At 43.6% G+C, this 22,343-nt stretch carries 14 protein-coding genes; 8 read left to right on the plus strand and 6 right to left on the minus strand.

Features of this window, described 5'->3' with window-relative positions; translation table 11 throughout:
- Window positions 1-102: 102 nt before the first annotated feature.
- From CKO50_RS20885 to coaBC, 4 genes are all read right to left on the minus strand, one after another.
- Window positions 103-3,051, minus strand: a complete 2,949-nt coding sequence (locus CKO50_RS20885) for a TonB-dependent receptor (RefSeq protein WP_095729729.1) — start codon at window positions 3,049-3,051, stop codon at window positions 103-105.
- A 266-nt stretch (window positions 3,052-3,317) separates the two neighbouring features.
- Window positions 3,318-6,089 (minus strand): prolyl oligopeptidase family serine peptidase, encoded by a 2,772-nt coding sequence (locus CKO50_RS20890; RefSeq protein ID WP_095729730.1) that lies wholly within the window; start codon window positions 6,087-6,089, stop codon window positions 3,318-3,320.
- A 106-nt stretch (window positions 6,090-6,195) separates the two neighbouring features.
- Window positions 6,196-6,783 (minus strand): nucleoid occlusion factor SlmA, encoded by a 588-nt coding sequence (gene slmA, locus CKO50_RS20895; RefSeq protein ID WP_095729731.1) that lies wholly within the window; start codon window positions 6,781-6,783, stop codon window positions 6,196-6,198.
- A 157-nt stretch (window positions 6,784-6,940) separates the two neighbouring features.
- A complete protein-coding gene (gene coaBC, locus CKO50_RS20900; protein ID WP_095729732.1) occupies window positions 6,941-8,137 on the minus strand; it encodes a bifunctional phosphopantothenoylcysteine decarboxylase/phosphopantothenate--cysteine ligase CoaBC in 1,197 nt (398 codons plus the stop codon).
- Window positions 8,138-8,265: 128 nt separating this feature from the next.
- Here coaBC and radC point away from each other — a divergent pair, with 128 nt between their 5' ends.
- The 3 genes from radC to rpmG all read left to right on the plus strand — a co-directional run bounded on the left by radC (window position 8,266) and on the right by rpmG (window position 9,805).
- A complete protein-coding gene (gene radC, locus CKO50_RS20905; RefSeq protein WP_095729733.1) occupies window positions 8,266-8,940 on the plus strand; it encodes a DNA repair protein RadC in 675 nt (224 codons plus the stop codon).
- A 460-nt stretch (window positions 8,941-9,400) separates the two neighbouring features.
- The gene (gene rpmB, locus CKO50_RS20910) at window positions 9,401-9,637 is read left to right on the plus strand and encodes a 50S ribosomal protein L28 (protein WP_010605890.1); all 237 of its coding nucleotides are present in this window, start codon (window positions 9,401-9,403) and stop codon (window positions 9,635-9,637) included.
- Window positions 9,638-9,649: 12 nt separating this feature from the next.
- A complete protein-coding gene (rpmG, locus tag CKO50_RS20915; RefSeq protein ID WP_010364212.1) occupies window positions 9,650-9,805 on the plus strand; it encodes a 50S ribosomal protein L33 in 156 nt (51 codons plus the stop codon).
- 56 nt (window positions 9,806-9,861) lie between these two features.
- On the opposite strand, the gene CKO50_RS20920 is transcribed toward rpmG, so the two are convergent.
- Complete coding sequence (locus CKO50_RS20920) at window positions 9,862-11,835, minus strand: winged helix-turn-helix domain-containing protein (protein ID WP_095729734.1); 1,974 nt, start codon at window positions 11,833-11,835, stop codon at window positions 9,862-9,864.
- Window positions 11,836-11,966: 131 nt separating this feature from the next.
- On the opposite strand from CKO50_RS20920, the gene CKO50_RS20925 reads away from it, so the two are divergent.
- On the plus strand, window positions 11,967-13,790 hold the full coding sequence (locus tag CKO50_RS20925) for an alpha/beta hydrolase (protein ID WP_095729735.1): 1,824 nt from the start codon (window positions 11,967-11,969) through the stop codon (window positions 13,788-13,790).
- Window positions 13,791-13,906: 116 nt separating this feature from the next.
- Here the strand turns inward: CKO50_RS20925 and gorA are convergent, their stop codons facing one another.
- Window positions 13,907-15,265: a glutathione-disulfide reductase gene (gorA, locus tag CKO50_RS20930; protein ID WP_095729736.1), complete on the minus strand. Its 1,359-nt coding sequence runs from the start codon at window positions 15,263-15,265 to the stop codon at window positions 13,907-13,909.
- A 192-nt stretch (window positions 15,266-15,457) separates the two neighbouring features.
- Between gorA and prlC the strand changes: the two genes are divergently transcribed.
- From prlC to CKO50_RS20950, 4 genes are all read left to right on the plus strand, one after another.
- The gene (prlC, locus tag CKO50_RS20935) at window positions 15,458-17,497 is read left to right on the plus strand and encodes an oligopeptidase A (protein ID WP_095729737.1); all 2,040 of its coding nucleotides are present in this window, start codon (window positions 15,458-15,460) and stop codon (window positions 17,495-17,497) included.
- A gap of 126 nt (window positions 17,498-17,623) precedes the next feature.
- Window positions 17,624-18,775, plus strand: a complete 1,152-nt coding sequence (locus CKO50_RS20940) for a PleD family two-component system response regulator (protein WP_095729738.1) — start codon at window positions 17,624-17,626, stop codon at window positions 18,773-18,775.
- Window positions 18,776-18,906: 131 nt separating this feature from the next.
- Complete coding sequence (locus CKO50_RS20945) at window positions 18,907-19,605, plus strand: class I SAM-dependent methyltransferase (RefSeq protein WP_239360799.1); 699 nt, start codon at window positions 18,907-18,909, stop codon at window positions 19,603-19,605.
- Between the two features lie 164 nt (window positions 19,606-19,769).
- A complete protein-coding gene (locus tag CKO50_RS20950) occupies window positions 19,770-21,692 on the plus strand; it encodes a methyl-accepting chemotaxis protein (protein WP_095729740.1) in 1,923 nt (640 codons plus the stop codon).
- Window positions 21,693-22,343 lie beyond the last annotated feature (651 nt).

Below are 22,343 nucleotides of genomic sequence, written 5' to 3' on the forward strand. Positions count from 1 at the left end.
GATAAAGCCTAAGCCATCAAAGTACCCACATAAAAAAAGAAATGCCAGTCAGCTTAACTGACTGGCATTACCCATTAGGGACTTTTTATTCGGCTTACTGGGTTACATTCTAAATGTGAAGCCTGCAAAGATATAGCGGCCAAGGATATCGTGGAATCCAGGGTAAGTATTACCATTTGCTACGCCAGACGGACCATCAGGAACGAGTGGTGGAGTATTATCAAATACGTTGTTAACGCCTGCTCTGAATGACAAGTTTTCTGTTGCATTCCATGTTGCGGCGATATCTACGTAATCTCTTGCACTCAGAGGCACTAATACTGGCATCTTCGATGGATCTGCTAGCTCAGCTTCAGTTGGACGATAGAACTCCTCTACTTCGCTTACATAGCGATAAGTCGCTGTAACATTTACATCCCAAGGTGTTACCCAAGTGGTTTTGAAGTTGTAGCGCATATCTGGAACAGGGTTTTCACAAACGTTTTTATCCCATTTTCCTGCACACTTATCAACAACCCCTCCTGGCGAGTTTTGAGTATTAAACTTCTCCATCCAAGTACCAACTAAAGAGAATCTCAGAAGGCCCATATCTTCTGGCAAGCTGTAGCGGTATGAGGCATCAAAATCAATACCTGACGTCTCAACACTACCAATGTTGGTGTCTGTTGCGGTCACAGCATCTTCGCCAACCCAAAGTGAACCAGTGCTACCGCGATTGATTAAGTCACAGAAATCTTGGTTATTATCTACAGCACATTGCTCTACGATATATGATACGGGATAAGGTTGAATAGCATCTTTAATGGTAATATCAAAGTAATCAATTGCTATATCAAGCCCTTCAATGAATTCCGGCGAATAAAGTACACCGAATGAATATGTGTCAGACTTCTCTGGACGTAAGTCAGGGTTACCTGCTTGAACTGAGTTATATTGACCCGCAGGGTTAAGTAAGCCATCCGAACCATAACGATCTGCGGCTAGTCCAGTTCTTAAACACTGCTCTAGTGTATATGCTGGGTTGGAACCGCCACACGGGTCATCCCAATTTACAAGTTCTAGCGATGATGGCCTAAATAGATCTTGAATATTACCAGCTCGTACAGCTCTTTGGTAGCTTGCACGCAAGCCAAGGCTATCGTCGATGCGAACATCAAATGCTGCTTTATACGTGTCTGTTTGCTTATCTGTTGAGTAATCAGAATAACGATATGCCAGTTCTAGCGTAATGTAGTCTGCAAATGCTGTGTCTTCAACAAGAGGTACATTTAACTCGGTAAAGAATTCATTAACGTCAAATTGGCCCGAAACAGGCTTCCTTGGACCACCCTGACCTGCACCATCATTAGTAATGAAGTTATAGTCTGGATTAAATTTAATTGACTCTTTACGATGCTCTAGACCAAGAACAATACCTACACCCGTTGATGTGCCTGGTACGACTACACCATATTCAGTTAGGTCACCAGTTACAAAGCCACTGATTTGTTTTGAATAAGTATCTCCGCGAGCAAACAAGGGAATAGTCAGATAATCAATCTGGTCTTGAGTTATGTTATCGAGATCAAAAATATTCCAAGGAACACAGTCAGGATCACTGCCATCGACGACTGATTGGCAAACGATATTACCTTGATCATCTCGTGTTGCTTGAAGTGCCTTGCTTATCTTACGTTTAGACAAGTCGTTTAAGTAAGTTTGTTCGTATGACACGTTACCGTAGTTAAAAAACGCATCGTAGGTCCAATTATCATCGATTTCACCACGCATACCCAAAACAAATCTAGTAGACGTATGGCGAAGGTCATCCTGACGAGGGCCCCCTTCAACATTACGTTTGCCAACAAATGCAGTTACAGCACCGTCGACCGCATGGCCATTAGAACCACATAAGGTTTCACGTTGAGAATCGGACAATAGAGGGTTGTCACATTTAATTGATAGTTCGTCATTAAAGAATGAACCTGAAGGCGCAATCTGAGCAACCGTACGGTTGTCCATATAGTTCATCTCGGCATAAAAGGTGTGTTTTTCTGTTATGTTATAGTGGCCTAATAGACCAAATGTTTTACGTTTATCTGGTCGTTGGAAATAGTTCAAGGGGCCATAATTATAAACTTTGCCATTACGATCAACTAAGTCTCTGCCTGAAACTGTGTAATCGAAAGTATCAAAGTTTGTTAATCGCACTGTTGGTATTGTGCTTGAGCCGCTACAAGTTCTAACACCAGCGTTAGGTTGTAGTCGGTCTCGCTCAAGGTCCATCGCACAGGCACTAAAGTCACGAGAGTCTTGACGAATATCATCAATATCACGCCAAGTAATATAACCTGTAATATTACCTTTATCATTGTCTGAGTTGATACCAAAGATCAAAGAAATATCGTGGGTATCACCATCTGTAACAGATGATTCAGGTACCTCGAAACCAGCTGCGTTCAACGCTCGTTGCATGTCTTTATGGTCGTTTTTATGATTGTAAACGCTTCCTTGATAGTCGATTTCAAAACCCTCAAAATCGTCTTTCATGATAAAGTTTACAACACCTGCAACTGCGTCAGAACCATAGGTTGCAGAGGAACCACCAGTCAATACATCGACACGCTCAACTAGAGATGCAGGGATTTGGTTAACATCAGCTCCAACCCCAGCTTGGCCTGCCGGTGAACCAGAAGGAAGTCGGCGACCATTAACTAGCACTAAGGTTCTTGAAGGGCCTAAGTTACGAAGGTCAACGGTTGCGGTACCCGTTGCACCGTTTGCAGTACCAGCGGTTTGATCCGCAAATACCGCAGGCATGTTGTTTAATAAATCTTCGACTCGGGTAATACCTGAAATGGTTATATCTTCAGCTGTTATACTCGTCACAGGGCTCGCGCCGGTCATGGCAGCTCGCTTGATACGAGTACCAGTAACCTCAATTCGTTCTACGCTATTAGTAGCGTTGGCATCTGTTTCTTCAGCGTGGGCGATACCTGATACGCCTGCAGTCAGCGTTGAACAAGCTAGTAGAGATAGCCTGATCGTTGCTGATAGGTTAGAAAGTTTCATCTTATTTCCTTATTTATTTAATTATTAGCAGAGTAGGAAAATATTCCTGCAACATAGAACTTACAACGCATCTACTGAAAGTTCAATGGTTCGTTTGTAAAACGGTCAAATGTAATGGAGATATGAGCTTTTTTATAACGAAATTATACGGATGAAAGTTGAAACAAAACATTTCTAGATGAAAGTAGAACAAAGGAATGAGTAAGATGTTGCCAAAATAAGGACACCGAAGTGGTGTCCTTGATGATTAATACCTGTAGAGTTGCTTATTTCTCAATGATAAAAGCTTCACCGGATTGAATCCACGCTGCTGGTGGCAATCCTTTCAGGTGGTAATCAAAATATTCTTTCATACGAATTGAATAATCTAGCTGATTTGGCAGCTTTTTTAGGTGGTGCGGTTCACCTTCGTATTGTAAGAAAATGGCGTCTTTATCATGTCTTCTTAAGGCTAAATAGTATTGAATACCCTCTTGCCAAGGCACGGCCCCGTCGTTATCGCCAAACATGATCAAAATCGGCGTGTTTACTTTATCAGCGTAAAACACTGGAGAGTTTTCTATATATAATTCAGGCGCTTCTGTTAGTGGTTTACCGATACGGCTTTGACCTGTTTCGTACTGGAACTGTCTTGCAAGACCAGATTCTAAACGGATCCCACTGAAGGCTGAGGTCATATTGGATACTGGTGCGCCAGACACAACCGCTTTAAACATATCCGTCTGTGTGATCATAAATGCACTTTGGTAACCTGCCCAAGAGTGACCTTGTAAGCCAATTTTATTTGGATCAGCAACACCTTTATCAATAAGCGCTTGTGCTGCATTGATCATGGTTTGTGTTGCAGAGCGCCCAGGGTGACCGATTTCAAAACGAATATCAGGCAAGAATATCGCATAACCGTTAGAGGTATACATTGGCAGGTTAGGTCTATGATTTAGCTCCATTTTTGGGAAATCATACATGCGCTGGCTCATATAGCGGTAGAAGTAAATCACCACGGGCACTTTATCACCGGCTTTATAATCGGCAGGTTTGATTAACACGCCTTGAAGAGCTTCGCCATCGTAGCCTTTGTACTTCACAAGTTCAGGTTTTTGGCCCCAAGCAAATGTCTGCTGTTGTGGGTTTAGGTCTGTGAGCTTTGACGGGTTATTAAAGCCACTATCTGATATCCAATAATCAGGAAATTCTTGATAAGACTGTCTTGTGAAAATATAAGTGTCCGCCTCTTTGGCTTTTCTCACTACACTATATTTAGCTTCGCCAGACAAAACAGTTTGCAACTTGTTATCTTGTAGGGAAAGCGTTGCAATATGCGTTTGTTTATTTTCGAGGTTGTGCGCACTTAACAGTAAGGTATCGTCTGGGTTAAAGCCTAGTTTGTCCTTATCTTTATACTCAATGCGGTATTGTGTTTGGGTCTTATAGCCGTCGGTTAGCCGAGTTGCTTTTGCTGTTTTGGTATCAAATGCCCAAATATCATATTTACTGTAGACGTAGAGCGTCGAACCATCAAGCTGCCAGCCTGCAAATCCAAACCCTTTATTTGGTTCTGGCTTATCATGTTTATCATCCGCGAATAGTGCGTTTTTAACCGCTTTGCTTACTGGGGTAAGCTGTTGAGTGGATAGCGACTTCAACCAGACTTGTTCACCGTCGAAATAGGCCGCATGTTTACCATCAGGTGCGAGGGTAGGGCGATTTGAACTTTCTTTAACAATGAGTTGTTTATTACCACTGCTGATATCAACGCTGTAGTAGTCGCGATAAAAACCTTTGTACATAATTTGCTTTAGGTATGGTGTATCGTCGCTGCCGAGCACAAAATTTGCGTTTGTGCGCAGTGAAACAGAAGGCACTTGAAGGTTTTCAAGCTGTACCACACGCTCGCCATTAATATGATAAAGCGCTTGATAATGTTGATCTCGGCGGCTTTCATTCCATGTTTTTATTTCTCGAGTTTTGATCTCAGGATCGGCATTGTGCCAAACCTTTAAGCCTTTTTGCTGGCGAATGGTATCGTAATCAAAAAGTGAGCTTTCATCTGTGTATTTAAGCACTTTGGCTTTTTCTTCAAGCTGTGGACGATTTTCAAAAAACAGTCGTGAGCCATCTTTAGACCACTTGATTGATGCTGTCTTGCCTGAAAACCAACCGCTTGGGTTGTGGATGTCGGTTATTTTATTGCTTGCGGGAGACCATAATTTGAGTTGGTAGTCGCGGCGGCGTTTGTCATCGTTGACATAATTACCTAAATAAAAAGCGACATGTTGAGAGTTGGGTTGCCAAGCAATGTCTCCTAAAGTCACACCGGGCTCATCAATAAGACTTGTGATTTGAGCACTTGCTAAGTCAATAACGGCAACACGGTTTTTACTGCCGTCTTCACTGCGCTGATTGACTAGTATCGCGTTACTATTTGGTGCTACTTTGTATGCTGCGATGTCGTCATAGCGAGTGCTTTTATTGTTAGAAAGATTCAGCACCACAAGCGTTAGGGTATCATCACCTTTATCTGCACTGATTTTGAGTTCATCAGTTTGCTCGTCGGTATTCGCTTTTGCGTCTGACTTTTTGTCGCCTTTTTTTGCATCCTCACGATACACCAGCCACAGGCCATCATCTGAAAGTTGATAATCTTTAACTAAACTAAAGGTTTGCTGGACTTTGGTTGTAGTGTTAACCAACACTAAATTGTTCTTTAGCGCTTTTTTCTTCTTTTTATCTGCGGTTTCTTTTTCAAGTAGGGTAGGGACTTGGGTAAAGCCAACCCATTGACCGCTTTTATTGATAACCGGATTCGTGCCACGGGGAACTGATGCAATTAGTACTTTGTCATCGAGAGAGTAAACTTGGCCTTCACTGTCGCCACGATATGGTTTAGCACTCAGGCTTAGTAATGTGCCTTGCTCGGAGATTACCGTACCCTGTGGATAGCGAAAGTCAAAAACGTCTTTAAATTCAAGGTTGGGTTGGGCTGCAAAGCTGCTTACACTAAAAAGTGCTGCGCTTAAAAGAGAGAGTTTTAGAGTCATATGTAGAGCATTTTAGTATTTATTTATTGCGTTTTTATCACTTTTAACAGTGAAACTAAAATGCTCTGCGGTGTGCGGATGTATTTAAGCGGCTAGCCGCAGGTGCTTAAAGCCAGATTTTCTCAAGCTCAACCCACTGTTTATCGAATTGTGCGGTTGGCTTTGCTTTAAAGTCACTTCTGACAAACTGATTCATCTTTCCCTCAACAAAAGCTAAGAATAGGTTAGCCAGTACACTCTCTTCACTCGTGAATGTCTTACCTTCTCGCAGTTTGCGCTCTCTTAATACTTGTTTGAATTGTGTCTCAAGCTTTTCAAATAAGCTTTGTACTCGTTCACGTAAACGTTCTTGTTCTCCTTGTAGAGCATCACCCGTTAAAATACGTGTGATCCCTGGGTTTTTCTCTGCAAAAGCTAGGAGTAGAGTAAGAATGTTGTAGATCCGGTTACGGGTTTCTTTTTCGTTTTCTAGTATTAAATTAATGCGTGACAGCAACGTATCTTCGATGAACTCAATAAGCCCCTCAAACATTCTCGCTTTACTAGGAAAGTGACGATAAAGCGCAGCTTCTGAAACACCTACTTCAGCAGCGAGTTTAGCTGTGGTGATACGCTGTCCTGGGCTGGTTTCCAGCATTTGTGCGAGTGATTGAAGAATTTGCTCTTTGCGATTACTACGTTTTGTCGCTGGCATGAAATTTCCCTTATTTTTCTAATTGTTATATTGTTTTTGCCGGGTTTATTAAGCACAGAGAGTGGTGCGCAGAAGTGCAAACCCCGACTCGTTTACACGTTATCGGGGTATCATGTTAATGTTTTATTCAGTTTCTTTCCAGTCTTTTACATGAAGGTTATTTTATCTTTTCGGCAATAGCTTTAATGACAGTAAGTGCTAACTCTTTTTTGCTAGTATAAGGGAGTTCAAGTCGGTCTTTTTTCCAGTATAGGGTCAATGCATTGTTATCAGAATTAAAACCACCTGTGCTATCTGATACATCATTCGCACAGATCATATCCAACCCTTTATTGACCAATTTTCCTTGTGCATATTCGGCGACATTCTGCGTCTCAGCTGCAAAGCCAACAGTATAAGGACGAGATTGTTTTAGTGCTGCGACAGTGGCGATAATATCGGGGTTTTTAACCAGTGTTAGTGTGATTTCATCACCTTGTTTTTTAATTTTTTGCTCGGCAACGGTGGCTGCACGGTAATCTGCGACCGCAGCGCAGCCGATAAAAATATCTGATTGTACGGCATATTCGAGTGCGGCTTGTTGCATCTGCTCAGCACTTTCTACATCAATTCGAGTAATTCCAGTGGGGGTATTCAGTGAAACTGGGCCTGCGATCAGATTTACGCTTGCACCCAAAGCCTTTGCTGCCTCTGCAAGGCTAAATCCCATTTTTCCTGAACTGTGATTGGTAATAAAACGCACCGGATCTAATGCTTCGCGTGTCGGTCCTGCGGTGATAGTTACCGTTTTTCCCGCTAATACTTGCTCAGTAGGGCGAAGTGTAGCTAAACACAGTTGCACCAACTCATGGGGTTCAAGCATGCGTCCTGCGCCTATATCTCCGCAGGCTTGCTCGCCTTTACCGGGTCCCCAGATTTGTACATGGCGTGAAGCAAGGGTATTGAGATTTGCTTGAGTCGATAGGTGCGCATACATCTGTTGATTCATTGCCGGCGCCACGGCAACAGGCGCGGGAGTTGCGAGCAGTAATGTGGTCAGTAAATCATCCGCAATACCTGCTGCCATTTTGGCGAGGATATTTGAAGTCGCGGGAGCAACTAGCACTAGATCTGCCCATTTTGCAAATTCGATATGGCCCATTGATGCTTCTGCTTGCGGGTCAAGCAAAGAGTCAGAAACGATTTCACCAGAGACAGCCTGCATTGTCAGTGGCGTGATAAAGTGCTTAGCTGACTCCGTCATCACCACTTTGACATCTATCTGGTGTTCTTTTAGACGACGAACGAGTTCTGCGCATTTGTAAGCAGCGATACCACCGCTGATCCCAAGTAAGAGGCGTTTATTTCTTTGCATGTTTGTTTTATACGATCACAGTATCAATAAACTAAAGATATCACAGTCTGTGATTGCTTTTGAATAATCGTGATCACCCGCTAAGCTTAATTTAGTCAAGGAGACATACAAATATAAGGAATAGTAGGATGCAAATATCAGCCTTACCCAAATCTGCACGACCAAGAGAAAAGTTAATAGAGCAAGGCCCTGAGGCATTATCTAATGCCGAGTTATTGGCCATCTTTTTACGTACTGGGATCAAAGGGTTAAATGCTATAGAGCTTGCCGAAACCTTGTTGCAAGAACAGCAAACGTTACAGCGTTTGTTCAATGCCTCATTAGAAGAGTTTTCAGCGTTAAAAGGTTTAGGCGTTGCCAAATATACTCAGTTACAGGCCGTTTTGGAGTTAAGCCGGCGTTATCTAAAAGAAGAGTGCTTAAGAGAAACGGTATTTCAAAACCCCACTGCGGTACGTGACTATTTGAGTGCTCAACTACGAGGGCTTGGGCATGAAGTATTTATGGTGCTGTATCTAGACAACCAAAATCGACTGATAAAAGATGAAGTGTTGTTTCACGGTACAATTAACGCGGCCTCGGTTTATCCAAGAGAAGTAGTAAAGGCGGCACTCAAATATCATAGTGCAGCCGTGATTTTTGCCCATAACCATCCATCGGGCGTGGCAGAGCCCAGCGAAGCGGATAAACTTATCACGAAAAAATTGCAGCAAGGCTTGGCACTGGTCGATATTAATGTGCTTGACCATTTAATCGTCGCCGGAAGTCATTGTATTTCGTTTGCCGAACGAGGACTGATTTAAGCTGAGTTGCTGTTTTATCAGGTGGGTTTCGCTTTCTCAAGTTGTCCTTTTGAACTGAGCAAAATGGCATGGAGCTGGATCACTCAACTTTTATTCGAAGTGTGAGGTAGCTGGTGGAGTGTTGCAGCCCAAATATACGTATAAGCACGAAAATTAAACAGTGAAAAATACGATGTAGAAAGGGCCAAAAAAGAAATTTGCTCGTTAAATCAGCATATTTGTATAAATTTTATAAATTAGTTCAATTTAAATGCAGTTTTTACTTTCCTAGTGGGCTTCGGATCATTATAATTGGCCGCTATCAAATTTACCCATGAGCTGATTTCAGTAGGATCAGATCCTTGATCTCTGCCTGTAGATACTGTATAAAGAGCGCCCTTTGATTTTACCTAGGGCACGCAGTTAAAAAGGCCTTTAAGGGAAAATTAAGCTCGAGCGAAGTTATTGGAGATACATAGACATGTCTAAAGTCTGTCAAGTTACAGGTAAGCGCCCAGTGGTTGGTAACCACCGTTCGCACGCGCGCAACGCTACTAAGCGTCGCTTCCTACCTAACCTACAAACACACCGTTTTTGGGTTGAAAGCGAAAAGCGTTTCGTTTCTCTACGCACTACTACTAAAGGTATGCGTATTATCGATAAAAAAGGCATCGACGCGGTATTAGTAGATATCCGTGCTCGCGGCGAAAAAATTTAAGGAGCTTAAATCATGCGTGATAAGATCCGTTTAGTTTCAACTGCTGGTACTGGTTATTTCTACACTACCGACAAGAACAAGCGTAACATGCCTGAAAAAATGGAGATCAAAAAGTTCGACCCTAAGGTTCGTAAACACGTGATCTTCAAAGAAGCGAAAATCAAGTAATTCGTTTCAAGAATCAATAAAAACCCAGCCTCGGCTGGGTTTTTTGTTTTTGTACTTTAATTTTTCACGGTTAATTGCCAAAGCTCTCCACTTGGTTGCTTCAGCTCACTGAAAACCACATCGCCATTTTGCAATATATCAAACTGTCCAATAAAGCGTTGTGGCGGAGTGAAATATAGCTTTTCTTGATGAGTCTTAAGATCAAATCGCCAGATGCTTTTGTCTTTTTCATAGTAAAGCGCATTATCTCTGAGCCGCCAATTCAGCCAATTTCTCACCGGTACATCCGTCACAACTACAGACTCTTGCCCGTCTTCCAGTTGCCAAATTCCGGGCTGTGTAAACTTGGTAAAATACAACACATTATTAAGCTTGTAGCCGCTGTAGCCACCTTGTGTTGTAAGTTGCTGATGTTGGTTTGTTATTAGATTTAGAGACCATAACTGCCAACTACCAGAGCGTTCACTGCTGTAAATGATTTCATGGTCATCTTGGCTGTAATTGGCAACGTAAGGCTTAAGCTCAGTACCTATAAGTTGTGTTGTTTTTTGACTGTTGATAGCAAACTGGTAAATGGCGTCTTGATATTCATACAATATTGTTGAGGCATCGTGGTTAAGTTGAAAGCGTTGAAAATTAAATACGTGAGGCAAGTCAACTTGAGTGTGTTGTTGTGTTTCAGTGTCGATAGACCATAAAGCGGAATGCGCGCCGTGATCCGAAATATACCAAACTCGCGGTATTTGATTTGCGCGAGGTAAGCGATTCAATGCCTGATTATCAACAAGTGGTGAAAAGGTTTGCTCCGATATGTCGAAAAGGTGAATTAGGCTAGTTAACTTATATTGATTAAAGAGCAGGGTCTCATTGTTATCTTGTAATACTAGGCTTTCGATTGGTGCTGTGAGCTTGTGAAGCAGTTTTACTTTGCTCGATTTTATATCAGTGCGATAAATGCTACTGCCTGCGCTAAAGTAAATAGATTGACCGCTAGCAGACCAAGTCAGTGCCGTGAGATTATAAGGTAACTTAACGGTGCTCTTGACTGACATGCTTGGGTAATCGTACACCGTCAGTTCGTGCTTATCTTCTCCAAGATAGCGCGCGGCGGCGAGTTGGTCTTTGGTTGTGGATAAGCTAAATAGATGGTCGCCCCTGAGGTTTCCTGAGATTGGAGGAAGCGTTAACTGGATATGCTGCTTTGTATTCAAGTCGAAACGGTAAAGGCCGTATCCACTATGTATATTTGTGCGTTTTCGATAAATGATTTCGTGCGGATTTGCGCCCCATATTAGTTTAATGTTTTCGATAGGCTGGCAAGAGAATAGCGTAGTGTGCTGTGCCTGAGCGATATCAAACTGTTTTACGGTACAGCCATTCTCATCGTCAATATAGGTAATGTGTTTGGCGTCTGAGCTTAAGGCTTGTGTGCTGATGTTGCCAGAAAACAGCTTTCTATTTTGCTTGCTGTGATTGAGCCATAACTCCGATTGCTGAGTGTTCGTAGGATGCAGGTAACTAAAGTTTTTATATTGAGGCGCGCTACTTAACTGCAGTTCAATACCGCTCTGGCTCGTTAATTTTTGGGGCTCGAGTGGTTCGTTATTTTGCGCTGGCTGCATGAGCTGATAGGCAATAAACGCACATACGCTGGTAATAAGTAGTGAAGCACCTAAAAGTGGCACGATCCGGGAGCTGGTCTTATTTATTGTTGCCGGAGTATGACTTGTGGCCGCGGGAATAAGTCGATATCCAAGAGTAGGGATAGTCTCTATATACTCAGTTTTACCATCTAATTTATTCATATACTGGCGCAACGTCGACACGGCTTTATTGATTGCACTCTCTGTGACTACGCGACTTTGCCACACTTCTGCAATGAGCTTATCGCGCGAAACAACATTACCATTTGCTGCAATTAAGGTTTGTAGCAATAAGTATGGCTTAGGCTCAAGTCTGATGGAGTCTGTGCTACTCGTCAGCGTTCGATTAACCGTATCAAACCGAATGGCTGCAATCTCATAGCGCATTTATTATCCCTTTGATTATATTGTTTATATTTATTGGTAAGGAATTCCTCACAACGATTTCATGTGAATTCGTCGCGCCCTTTTTCAAAGTATTTAGAGTACATGAAAACAATAAAATAGGAATGGCCAACATGACAAGTCGAATGTTTTTAAAACAGGCTTTAGGTTTAACACTCGCAGCTTTAGTCGCGGGCTGTGGTAGCAGTAGCGACAGCAAAAAGGCGTTAAGCAATGATGATGGAGTGTTAAAGCCCGTAAATGGTTTTGAGGTTCATCAACTCAATGAGCGTTACTATTATATGAAGCCGATTGAAAAGCCACATAAAGCGTTCAAGTTGATGTTGGCCTTTCATGGTTCTGGAGGGACAGCTTACGGTATGGCAGGTTTAACCAAGCTACATGAGCAAAGCGATGATTATATTGTTGTTTATCCCAAATCAAAAAACGAAGAATGGAATGAAGGCTGTGGTTGTAACAAGGCACATCGTTTAGGTGTAGATGACTTAGGCTTTGTTGATCAGATGATTGCAGAAATAAAAGCCAAATATGATGTCATTGACGGTGAAATTTATGCGACCGGCTTTTCTCAAGGCGGGTTATTTGTACAAAACTTATTATGTAACCGCTCGGAGACGTTTAATGCGATAGTAACGGTTGCAGCACCTATGTCCTACCAATTAGGTGATAGCTGTAACTTTTCGACACCTACAAACTACCGAATTATGCACGGTAAAGCAGACTCAGTATTGCCTTATAATGGCAAAAGTCACGCAAATTTTGGGCTACTCTCATCACCTCAAGCGATTAAAATTATTGCTAATCTAAATTATGAGGCTGCTTTATCTGTTGATGAAGAAATAGCGGGAGGCGTGACGTTAACTCACTATCCTAATCGCAATACTCAAACGCAGCTCATTAGTGTAGACGGGGCTCGTCATAGTTGGAATTTACCACCTGTTCAAACCACCGAATCAATAATGGCATTTTTTGAATCGACAAGTCGTTATGCGCTGCCTCAAGGCTCTGATCTTATCGCAATAAATAACGATTATTACCATGTTCGACAATTAAAACAACATGCAGATAAGCCAACCGTGGTCATGCTCTCAGGTGCGAATATGCATTTTCATAGCGACAGCGCTTGGTTCGCGTTACTTCAGCCTTACTTGGCAGACAGTTTCAATGTTTACGTCATTGATAGGCTAGGGCAGGGATTAAGTAGTGTAGATGACACGCCTTCCATGAATAAATTTGCACACGACCTCCCTGTACTATTTGAAAAGCTCAATCTCAGTGATGTGCATTTGTTGAGTTACGCAAATAGTAACTCGGTGCCGCTAATTGCGATGCAAAAATCACAGGAGTTTCAACAAAAGATAGCCAGCATGTTGTGGCTAGACCCAGATATTTTACTGCCACATTCTATTGCTCAGTATCAAGGTTATCCAGTTGATGTTTATCGTCAATACGGACAAGACTTGATTGATCATGTTGCTGCTGGTAATTGGCAAGAAAAGATGGATAGCAAAATAGCTGAAGAGCAGGCGCATATTGAAACCCTGCTTGAAGGAAGCGAGTTTGCAGACTACATGGATTGGCAATATTTCAATCACATAATGCAAACCCGCCACGGTGTTGCAGCTCAACTTACTCGAGTACACGAAATGATGAACTACCATGATGACTTGGAGTTAGTAAGAAACTGGCAGCCAGACAGCAGCATTCCTATTTCAGTGATAGATAGTGAGTTTGAAAAACTAGATATTGCAAATGCAGACTCTGAAGAAGCGAAAGCCAATCTAATAAAATGGGAAGCAGAGGGACGTAAATGGTCACAAGAAGTTGCTGAAACCAGTGGTGGGCAGTATTTACCAATATCATCAACTGAGCACCTGATCCCATTTACCCACCCTGAGCTTATTAAGCAGGCATTGACTGAGCTTGCGAGCCAATGACACCAATCCAGTTTGCTAGATGAGCGCTTGAAGCGTTGAATTAACATATAGAAAACGCGAGGTAGAAATCGACTCGCGTTTTTCATTTTTAAAACCTAATGAATTAAATAATAAGGTTAACGCATAGTAACAAACTCCTCGGAGCCGGTTGGGTGTATCGCGACTACCGAGTCAAAGTCTGCTTTGGTTGCGCCCATCTTCATAGCGACGGCGAATCCTTGGATCATCTCATCTACGGCAAAGCCGATGCCGTGTAGGCCCACTACGGTTTCTTCCGGGCCTGCGCATACAAGTTTCATGCGACACGGTTGGCGGTGCTGAGTGACCGCGGTGTACATTGCAGCAAAGGTAGAGGTATAGACCTTGATGTTGTCTTTACCGTACTTTTCTTCCGCTTCTGGCTCTGTTAGACCAATGGTGCCAATCGGTGGGTGGCTAAAGACGACGGTAGGGACTAGATCGTAATCCATTTTTGCGTTTGGTAATTCCGGATTGAATAGGCGCTCGGCTAGCATTCTACCTGCTTTTACGGCTACCGGAGTAAGCTCTATACCACCATCCATAATATCACCGAGCGCGTAGATACCTTTGGCTGAGGTGTTTTGCCATTCGTCGACTTTAATATGGCCGCTAGGCGTGGTTTCTACATCTGTCGCAGCGAGGTTGATAAGATCAGTCATTGGTTCACGACCAATTGCCCAGATCAGTTTGTCTACGGTGTAAGACTCACCATTCTCAAGATGTAAGGTGACTGAGCCATCCTCTTCTTTGGTCACTGACTGTGGTACTGCGTGAGTGTGCAGCGTTGGACCTTCTTTTTCCATTACCTCAGTTAAGGTTTCAACCAAGATAGGATCAAAATTACGAAGTGGGGCGTGCTTACGAACAAATAGGTGGGTTTCTGTGCCCAAGCTGTGCAATACGCCCGCAAGCTCTACCGCGATATAACCCGCGCCCACAACCGCGACGCGGCGAGGTTGCTCTTTAAGCTCAAAGAAACCGTTTGAATCGATACCGTGCTCAGCGCCTGGAATATTAGGGATCGTTGGGCGGCCACCTACGGTAATATTGATATGATCGGCAGTGTAGTGCTCGCCGTTGACCTCAATGGTGTTGTTATCAACAAACTTAGCAAAGCCATTGATCACGGTGACGCCATTTTTTGCTAGGTAGCCGTTGTAACCTTGGTGAATACGGCCAATGTAGGCTTCGCGGCTTTCTACCAGCTTACCCCAATCGAAGTTCTTTAGTTCAACATCAAAACCATAATCTGGTGCGTATAGTTTAATGGCTTCAGCAACTTGAGCACCGTGCCACATCGCTTTTTTTGGAACGCAGCCCACGTTTACACAAGTACCGCCTAAGTGCTTTGCTTCTATTAATGCCACCTTGGCACCTCGCATCGCCGCTCGGTTTGCAGATGCGATCCCGCCGCTACCGCCACCGATTGCGATATAGTCAAAATGTTGAGCCATAAAAATTCCTCGCCAATTATTTGTTTTGCTTAAACCCTACTGCTTTAAACTCGACTACTTTATATTAAGTAAATAGCACAAGTGCACAACCGAAGACCGATATTAAGCAAAAATCTGTTCAGATACTTGTAAATGCGGTCATTCACCCTTATTTCAACCTCAATATTAGATTAGAAAATAAAGAGCGTGCCCATGAGTAACCCATTAATCGGGCTAGAAGGATTGCCTCCTTTTTCGAAAATTAAGCCTGAACATATTGTTGAAGCATTAAAATCTGCCATTGCGCACTGTCGTGAAACTATCGACACTGTTTTAGCGCAGTCGAATTATACCTGGGACAACTTTGTACTACCGCTGGAAGAAGCGGACGATAAACTTAGCCGCATGTGGTCGCCGGTATCGCATATGCACTCCGTGGTCAATTCAGAGGCGCTGCGTAAGGCTTACGATGAGTGTTTGCCATTAATCTCTGAATATTCGACTTATTGTGGCCAACATCAAGGGTTATATGAAGCCTATAAAGCAGTAAAAGAGTCAGCTGAGTTTGGTAACTTAACGATTGCTCAGCAAACGTCGGTGGATAATGCACTGCGTGATTTTCAACTTTCTGGCATTGCGCTTGAAGCTGCGAAGCAAAAACGCTATGGCGAAATTGTGGTACGGCTGTCGGAGTTGGCATCAAAGTTTGGTAACAATGTAATGGATGCCACTCAGGCATGGCAAAAGCATATTACTGATGAGTCTGATTTAACTGGGCTACCTGAGTCTGCCTTGGCACTTGCCGCTCATACTGCCGAGTCCAAAGGATTAGAGGGCTGGGTATTTACGCTAGATATTCCTTCTTACCTTCCTGTGATGACTTACGCAGATAGCCAAGCGCTCCGTGAAGAGGCTTATCGTGCGTTTGTAACCCGTGCTTCGGATCAAGGGCCTAATGCTGGCGAGTTTGATAACTCAGCGATTATGCATGAAGCACTTACGCTTAGACACGAGCTGGCTCAGTTACTTGGCTTTTCTAGTTTTGCAGAAAAATCACTGGCAACCAAAATGGCTGAGACGCCAGAGCAAGTGTTTAAATTTCTGAATGATCTTGCTGCTAAGTCAAAACCACAAGCCGAGCAAGAAGTGGCTGAACTCCGTGACTATGCGAATAAAGAACACGGCGTAACTGAGTTAAAACCTTGGGATTACGCATATTATGGTGAAAAGTTAAAACAAGCTAAGTATGCAATTTCTGACGAAGCACTGCGCCCTTATTTCCCTGAACATAAGGTACTTGCCGGTTTGTTTGAAACCGTAAACCGTTTGTTTGGGATCCGTGTGAGTGAAGTCAAAGACGTTGATATTTATCATCCAGACGTACGTTTTTTTGCTATTCACGATGATAAAGGTGAGTTGCGTGGTCATTTCTATCTCGACCTATATGCCCGTGAACATAAGCGTGGTGGTGCTTGGATGGATGACTGCATGGGCCGAAAAGTACGCGCAAATGGTGAGTTGCAGACTCCTGTTGCTTATTTAGTGTGTAACTTCAATAAAGCCGTTGGTAATAAACCTGCGCTATTTACCCATAATGAAGTAACCACTTTATTCCATGAGTTTGGTCACGGCATTCATCACATGCTAACGCAAGTGGATGCAGCGCCAGTTGCGGGTATTAATGGTGTGGCATGGGATGCGGTTGAGCTGCCAAGTCAGTTTTTAGAAAACTGGTGCTATGAAGAAGAAGCGCTGAACTTCATTTCAGGGCACTATGAAACGGGTGAACCGTTACCAAAAGAAATGTTAGACAAGTTACTCGCGGCAAAGAACTTCCAATCAGCCATGCAAATGCTGCGTCAGTTGGAGTTTTCGTTGTTTGATTTTCATATCCACGCAGACTTTGAGCCAAATACGGATTGCCAAATTCAAGCCACGCTCAATGCGGTGCGTGAACGTACCGCAGTTGTAAAAGCGCCTGAGTTTAATCGCTTCCAGCATAGCTTTAGCCACATTTTTGCTGGTGGTTATAGTGCGGGTTACTATTCTTATAAGTGGGCTGAAGTGCTGTCTGCGGATGCGTTTTCTAAGTTTGAAGAAGAAGGGATATTCAACCCGCAAACCGGGCGTGAATTTATGCATCACATTCTTGAAAAAGGTGGATCGGAAGCGCCAATGGTGCTGTTTACCCGCTTCCGTGGTCGAGAGCCAAAAGTGGATGCGTTGCTGCGCCACAGCGGGATTGCCGCCTAATTATATTTCCACTCCAAGCGCCTTCTTCTGAAGGCGTTTTTTTTGTCTTAGAAAGTGTGGCTTTTTGTTAGCAAATTCAATATCTCTGACTATTCTATAAAGATATGAATTAATAGGGAAAGCCACATGATGAAACTGGTTCTTGCCATTGATGATGACAAACTCGTCCATCACATTGTTGACGAGGCGCTATCGCGCACTTGCAAAATATTACATGCGAAAAATGGTGAGGAAGGCTTACGGTTGGCTAAAAAATATCGTCCAGATATTATTTTGCTCGATGTCGAGATGCCCGGGCTGTCGGGCTTTGAGGTATGTGAGCAACTCAAAAAACTAGAGGACACCACTGAGATCCCGGTTATGTTTTTGTCTTCTCGTGCTGATATTTCAGAGCGGATGCGGGGCTATAACGCCGGTGCCGCAGACTATATAGTCAAACCTTTTAACGCCGGAGAGTTATTAGCGCGTATTAATGTTCTTGATGACTATAGAAAAACTTCCTCACAGCTCAAACAAGACGTACAGCGCGCCCAAATTACAGCTGAAATCGCCATGACCGACTCTGGTGATATGGGCCGTATAATGCGCTACGTAGGGCAATCGTATCATGCACATGATCTCAATACTTTGAGCACTCATTTTTTAGAGTTTTTTATGCCGATGGAGCTCGATGTTGCGGTGGCTTTTTGGTATCACCAAGATGCGATGTTTTACTCCAGCGAGGGAGCGATTCAACCAATAGAGCAAGAGCTATTTGAGAAGCACAAAGATGGTAGCCGCTTCGTTGATTTTGGGCGCAGGACTATTATTAATTACCCTAAAGTTTCTTTGCTGATTAAGAATATGCCAGTAGATGATGTTGCGGTTTATGGTCGTTATAAAGATTTGTTTCCGCACATACTGGAAGCCACTGATGCCAAAATTAAAGATATGGAAGTCAGTGAAGATGCGCTCAATAAAGTGGAACATATCGGGCAAGTATTTGCTGAGCTGAGCGATCATTTAAGCGGCGTTGGCGATCATTACAGCGGTAAAGTTGCAGAGTTTCAGGCTGTGCTGGAAAGCGACAAGCTTGCAGTTTTAGCCTCAAGTGAAAGAGAGCAGTTGCAAGAACTCTATGAGCATTTCACTTATTTAAGCGATGAGCTAACCATAATTAAATATAAGTTAGGTGAGGTGACTGAGGTACGTCAGCAGCTTATAGAGAGTTTAAACAAAATAGCGAAACCTTGGGGTGAGGATGAAGTGGCGTCGCAGGCTGATATTGAACTGTTTTAAGCCACTGGATAATCAAAGACACTAGAAAGGGAAAGGGGTATACTGCCACGGTTGGTAACCCTTGGGAGCTTAGCTTGCATATTCACACCCCTTTTGAAGAAAACAGATCCTACCTAAATACGCTAACTAAGCTGTTTAATTTATCCGCCCTTACTATTAACGAGGCGGAGTTTCAATTGGTTTATGATGAGCTAGGCCTACAATTATTCAAAAAAGATGAGCCAAAGCTCGGTGCTATCCGAGTTGACTTTGTGACTGGCGCAGTTGCTCATCGACGCAAATTTGGTGGTGGTAAAGGGCAAGCAATTGCAAAAGCGGTGGGCTTAAATAAAGGTGCTGTGCCTACGGTGTTGGATGCGACAGCTGGACTTGGACGCGATGCCTTTGTGCTTGCCTCTATGGGTTGCAAAGTTGTGCTACACGAGCGTAACCCGGTAGTCGCAGCGTTGTTATATGATGGCTTGCAACGCGCTTATCAAGATGCTGAAATTGGCGAATGGGTACAGTCAACTATGCGGCTGGAGTTTGGATCCAGCCATGACTTGCTAGAGCAAGCGGGTTGGCGTCCAGATGTAGTGTATCTTGATCCTATGTTTCCGCATCGTGAAAAGTCAGCGCAAGTAAAAAAAGAAATGCGGGTATTTCAAGACTTAGTTGGCAATGATTTGGATGCCGACGCACTTTTGCCTTTTGCTTTGCAGTTAGCCACAAAAAGGGTGGTGGTAAAACGTCCAGACTATGCTGGCTTTTTAAATGATAAAACGCCAAGTATGCAAATAAAAACCAAGAAAAACCGCTTTGACGTTTATGTTAATGCCGCGATGAAATAGCACACCACTATACCTGATTTAATTTTGTGCAGTAGATATCTAGATGGATATACGTAAAAAGTATGGTTTTGTACTATTGCACAGAAAAGGTAACCAGATTTAATCAAGTTGTCATAAATCCTTAATACTCTTGCGGAGCATTTTGATAAAGGGGTTGTGATTCTATGCGCGTGTCTACATTTACTCGGTTATTGGCAATATTATTGACGACAGCGAGTATCCTACTTGGGGCGAGTCTGTTTTGGGCGAGCCAAGTATTAACAGAACTTGATGTGCAAGACGCCGCTTACAATCAAGTTAAAAATGCGGTGATCATCGAGCTTGAGGGTACAGTAGAAGATTACTTGAGTGCGGGCGATAGCCAGTATTTAAATAAGGCCGATGAACAAATCAAAGCATTACAGCAAAGTGTGGAACAGCTACCACCAGCACTTGCTGAGCAACTAAAAACCAAACTCACACAACTACAACAAGATATTGCAGGCAAATACCGAGCACTCGGCAAGCTTTCAGGTAATGAACTTGCGTTGTTGGATAATGCGCTTAGGCAAATGTCAGGTTCAGCATCGAGCCTCGTCAAGTATGCAATTAAAGCACAAGATAGTGCCACTAAAGAATCCTACTTTAATCTTGCTTCAGACTATTTTAGCGAAGTCTCGAATTTGAGCTTATATACTTACCAATTAGTTATGGCTTACGAACAGCAGACCGAGCAGAGTTTGATGTCGAGCTTAAGCCGGTTGCAGGATATTGCCGCGCGAATAGACCGACTCGAAAACTTAGGGGTAATGAGTGAGGTAGACGAAGACGAGCTATTTTTAGGTGCCGAAGCCGAAGATTTAGCGCTAGAAATAAAAGCGGAGCTTGTGAGCTGGCCTAAACGTTATGCCCGCGACTTAGAAAATACCTTACAGCAGTCGAAACAACGCCAAGCTGGCATGCTAGCACTGCGAGGTGATATTAAAGTAATCTCAGAGAATATCCTACAAGCAGAAACCAACTTAAAAACAGAGCAGGCTGACGTAAAAACCAATGTGTTTATGCTGTTTGGTGTGGCTATTGGGCTACTCGTACTCCTTGCGGGTGGTGTGTATTTTGTGCAGTTCAATCAAGTATTAACTCCGCTAAGACAACTACGCGATGGCTTCGCTCAGCTTATCGAAAGCAATGAATTACGTAATATTGAAAGTAAAAACCAAGACACCGAAATTGGCGAAATTGCGAGTTACTTTAATCAGTTAATCGATAGGCAGCGAGCAGAAGCAGACGAACGCTCAGAAATGCTGAGTGTGATCAATACCTTTATGGAGGAAATGAACACTAACTTGGCGCAGATCTCTGCACAAGCTGGAGACACGTTTGAGCAGGTGGAGCAAAACCAAGCACAGCTTGACTCGCTCAGAGCGCTTGGGACGGATGCCAATCAAATTAACGCGCAAGTTGCCGACAATGCTAACAACACCTTTGAAGCAATGACACAAAGTGTGTCCTATGCGGATGCTATGTTGAGCGCTTCATCTACCACGCAAAAGCGGGTAGAGCAGGGATTAGAGAGCTTAAATGAATTACTTAATGGTGTTTCAGATGTGAGTAAAGTGATTGATATGATCAGCTCCATCGCAGAACAAACGAACCTACTCGCACTGAATGCGGCGATTGAGTCGGCGCGCGCAGGAGAGCATGGCCGCGGGTTTGCGGTCGTTGCGGATGAAGTACGAAAGCTTGCACAGCAAACACAAGCCTCACTGACTGATATCCACCAACAATTAAATGTTTTGAGTGATAATTCAAACAAAGTATCGACACAAATCTCGGCTTTGGCTGATGAGGCACAGCAGCAAACAGGCCATGCACAAGAGTTGAAACGCAATTCCGAAGGTGTGGCAGAGAGCGCACAGAGCGCCAACCAAGTTGCCGCCCATGCAATGGATCTTGCCAATCAGCAATCAGATTTACTAGATACCTTTGGCCACGCCATGGACAGCATGAAAGGTCAGGTTAATAGCTCACATGAGCAAGTGCAACAAATCCAGCAAAGCCTTAAAGAGAAAATGCGGGAGATTAGAAGCACCTTAGGCCTGCGGTAATAACGATTATGCTGTAGGTCGAGATTTATCTCGACAGCATAAGCCAAAACGTAGGAGCTGCTTCACGCGGCGAGCAGTTAAAAGCTCGCGAGGTAAACTCGCTCCCATAACATGAGCCACTCTGGTAGGAGCCGCTTTACGCGGCGAGCGGTTAAAAGATCGCGAGGTGAACTCGCTCCCATAACATGAGCCACTCTGGTAGGAGCCGCTTTACGCGGCGAGCAGTTAAAAGATCGCGAGGTGAACTCGCTCCTACGGGGTGAACACTGTGGTCGGAGGCGCTTTATGCGGCGAGCAGTTAAAAGCTCGCGAGGTGAACTCGCTCCCATAACATGAGCCACTCTGGTAGGAGCCGCTTTACGCGGCGAGCGGTTAAAAGATCGCGAGGTGAACTCGCTCCTACGGGGTGAATACCTCGGTAGGAGCCGCTTTACGCGACGAGCGGTTAAAAGATCGCGAGGTGAACTCGCTCCCATAACATGAGCCACTTTGGTAGGAGCCGCTTTACGCGGCGAGCAGTTAAAAGATCGCGAGGTGAACTCGCTCCCATAACATGAGCCACTCTGGTAGGAGCCGCTTTACGCGGCGAGCAGTTAAAATCTCGCAAGGTAAACTCGTTCCCACAAACTAAACTCGAAATAATTAAAAAAG

The organism is Pseudoalteromonas sp. HM-SA03, from assembly GCF_002289345.1.
In the GTDB taxonomy this organism is placed as follows: domain Bacteria; phylum Pseudomonadota; class Gammaproteobacteria; order Enterobacterales; family Alteromonadaceae; genus Pseudoalteromonas.

Coding starts and splice junctions, on each gene's coding strand:
- CKO50_RS20940 (WP_095729738.1), top strand. CDS start 17,624: ATGATGAAACTGGTTCTTGCCATTGATGATGACAAACTCGTCCATCAC.
- rpmB (WP_010605890.1), top strand. CDS start 9,401: ATGTCTAAAGTCTGTCAAGTTACAGGTAAGCGCCCAGTGGTTGGTAAC.
- CKO50_RS20920 (WP_095729734.1), bottom strand. CDS start 11,835: ATGCGCTATGAGATTGCAGCCATTCGGTTTGATACGGTTAATCGAACG.
- CKO50_RS20950 (WP_095729740.1), top strand. CDS start 19,770: ATGCGCGTGTCTACATTTACTCGGTTATTGGCAATATTATTGACGACA.
- CKO50_RS20925 (WP_095729735.1), top strand. CDS start 11,967: ATGACAAGTCGAATGTTTTTAAAACAGGCTTTAGGTTTAACACTCGCA.
- gorA (WP_095729736.1), bottom strand. CDS start 15,265: ATGGCTCAACATTTTGACTATATCGCAATCGGTGGCGGTAGCGGCGGG.
- CKO50_RS20885 (WP_095729729.1), bottom strand. CDS start 3,051: ATGAAACTTTCTAACCTATCAGCAACGATCAGGCTATCTCTACTAGCT.
- coaBC (WP_095729732.1), bottom strand. CDS start 8,137: ATGCAAAGAAATAAACGCCTCTTACTTGGGATCAGCGGTGGTATCGCT.
- CKO50_RS20890 (WP_095729730.1), bottom strand. CDS start 6,089: ATGACTCTAAAACTCTCTCTTTTAAGCGCAGCACTTTTTAGTGTAAGC.
- radC (WP_095729733.1), top strand. CDS start 8,266: ATGCAAATATCAGCCTTACCCAAATCTGCACGACCAAGAGAAAAGTTA.
- rpmG (WP_010364212.1), top strand. CDS start 9,650: ATGCGTGATAAGATCCGTTTAGTTTCAACTGCTGGTACTGGTTATTTC.
- slmA (WP_095729731.1), bottom strand. CDS start 6,783: ATGCCAGCGACAAAACGTAGTAATCGCAAAGAGCAAATTCTTCAATCA.
- prlC (WP_095729737.1), top strand. CDS start 15,458: ATGAGTAACCCATTAATCGGGCTAGAAGGATTGCCTCCTTTTTCGAAA.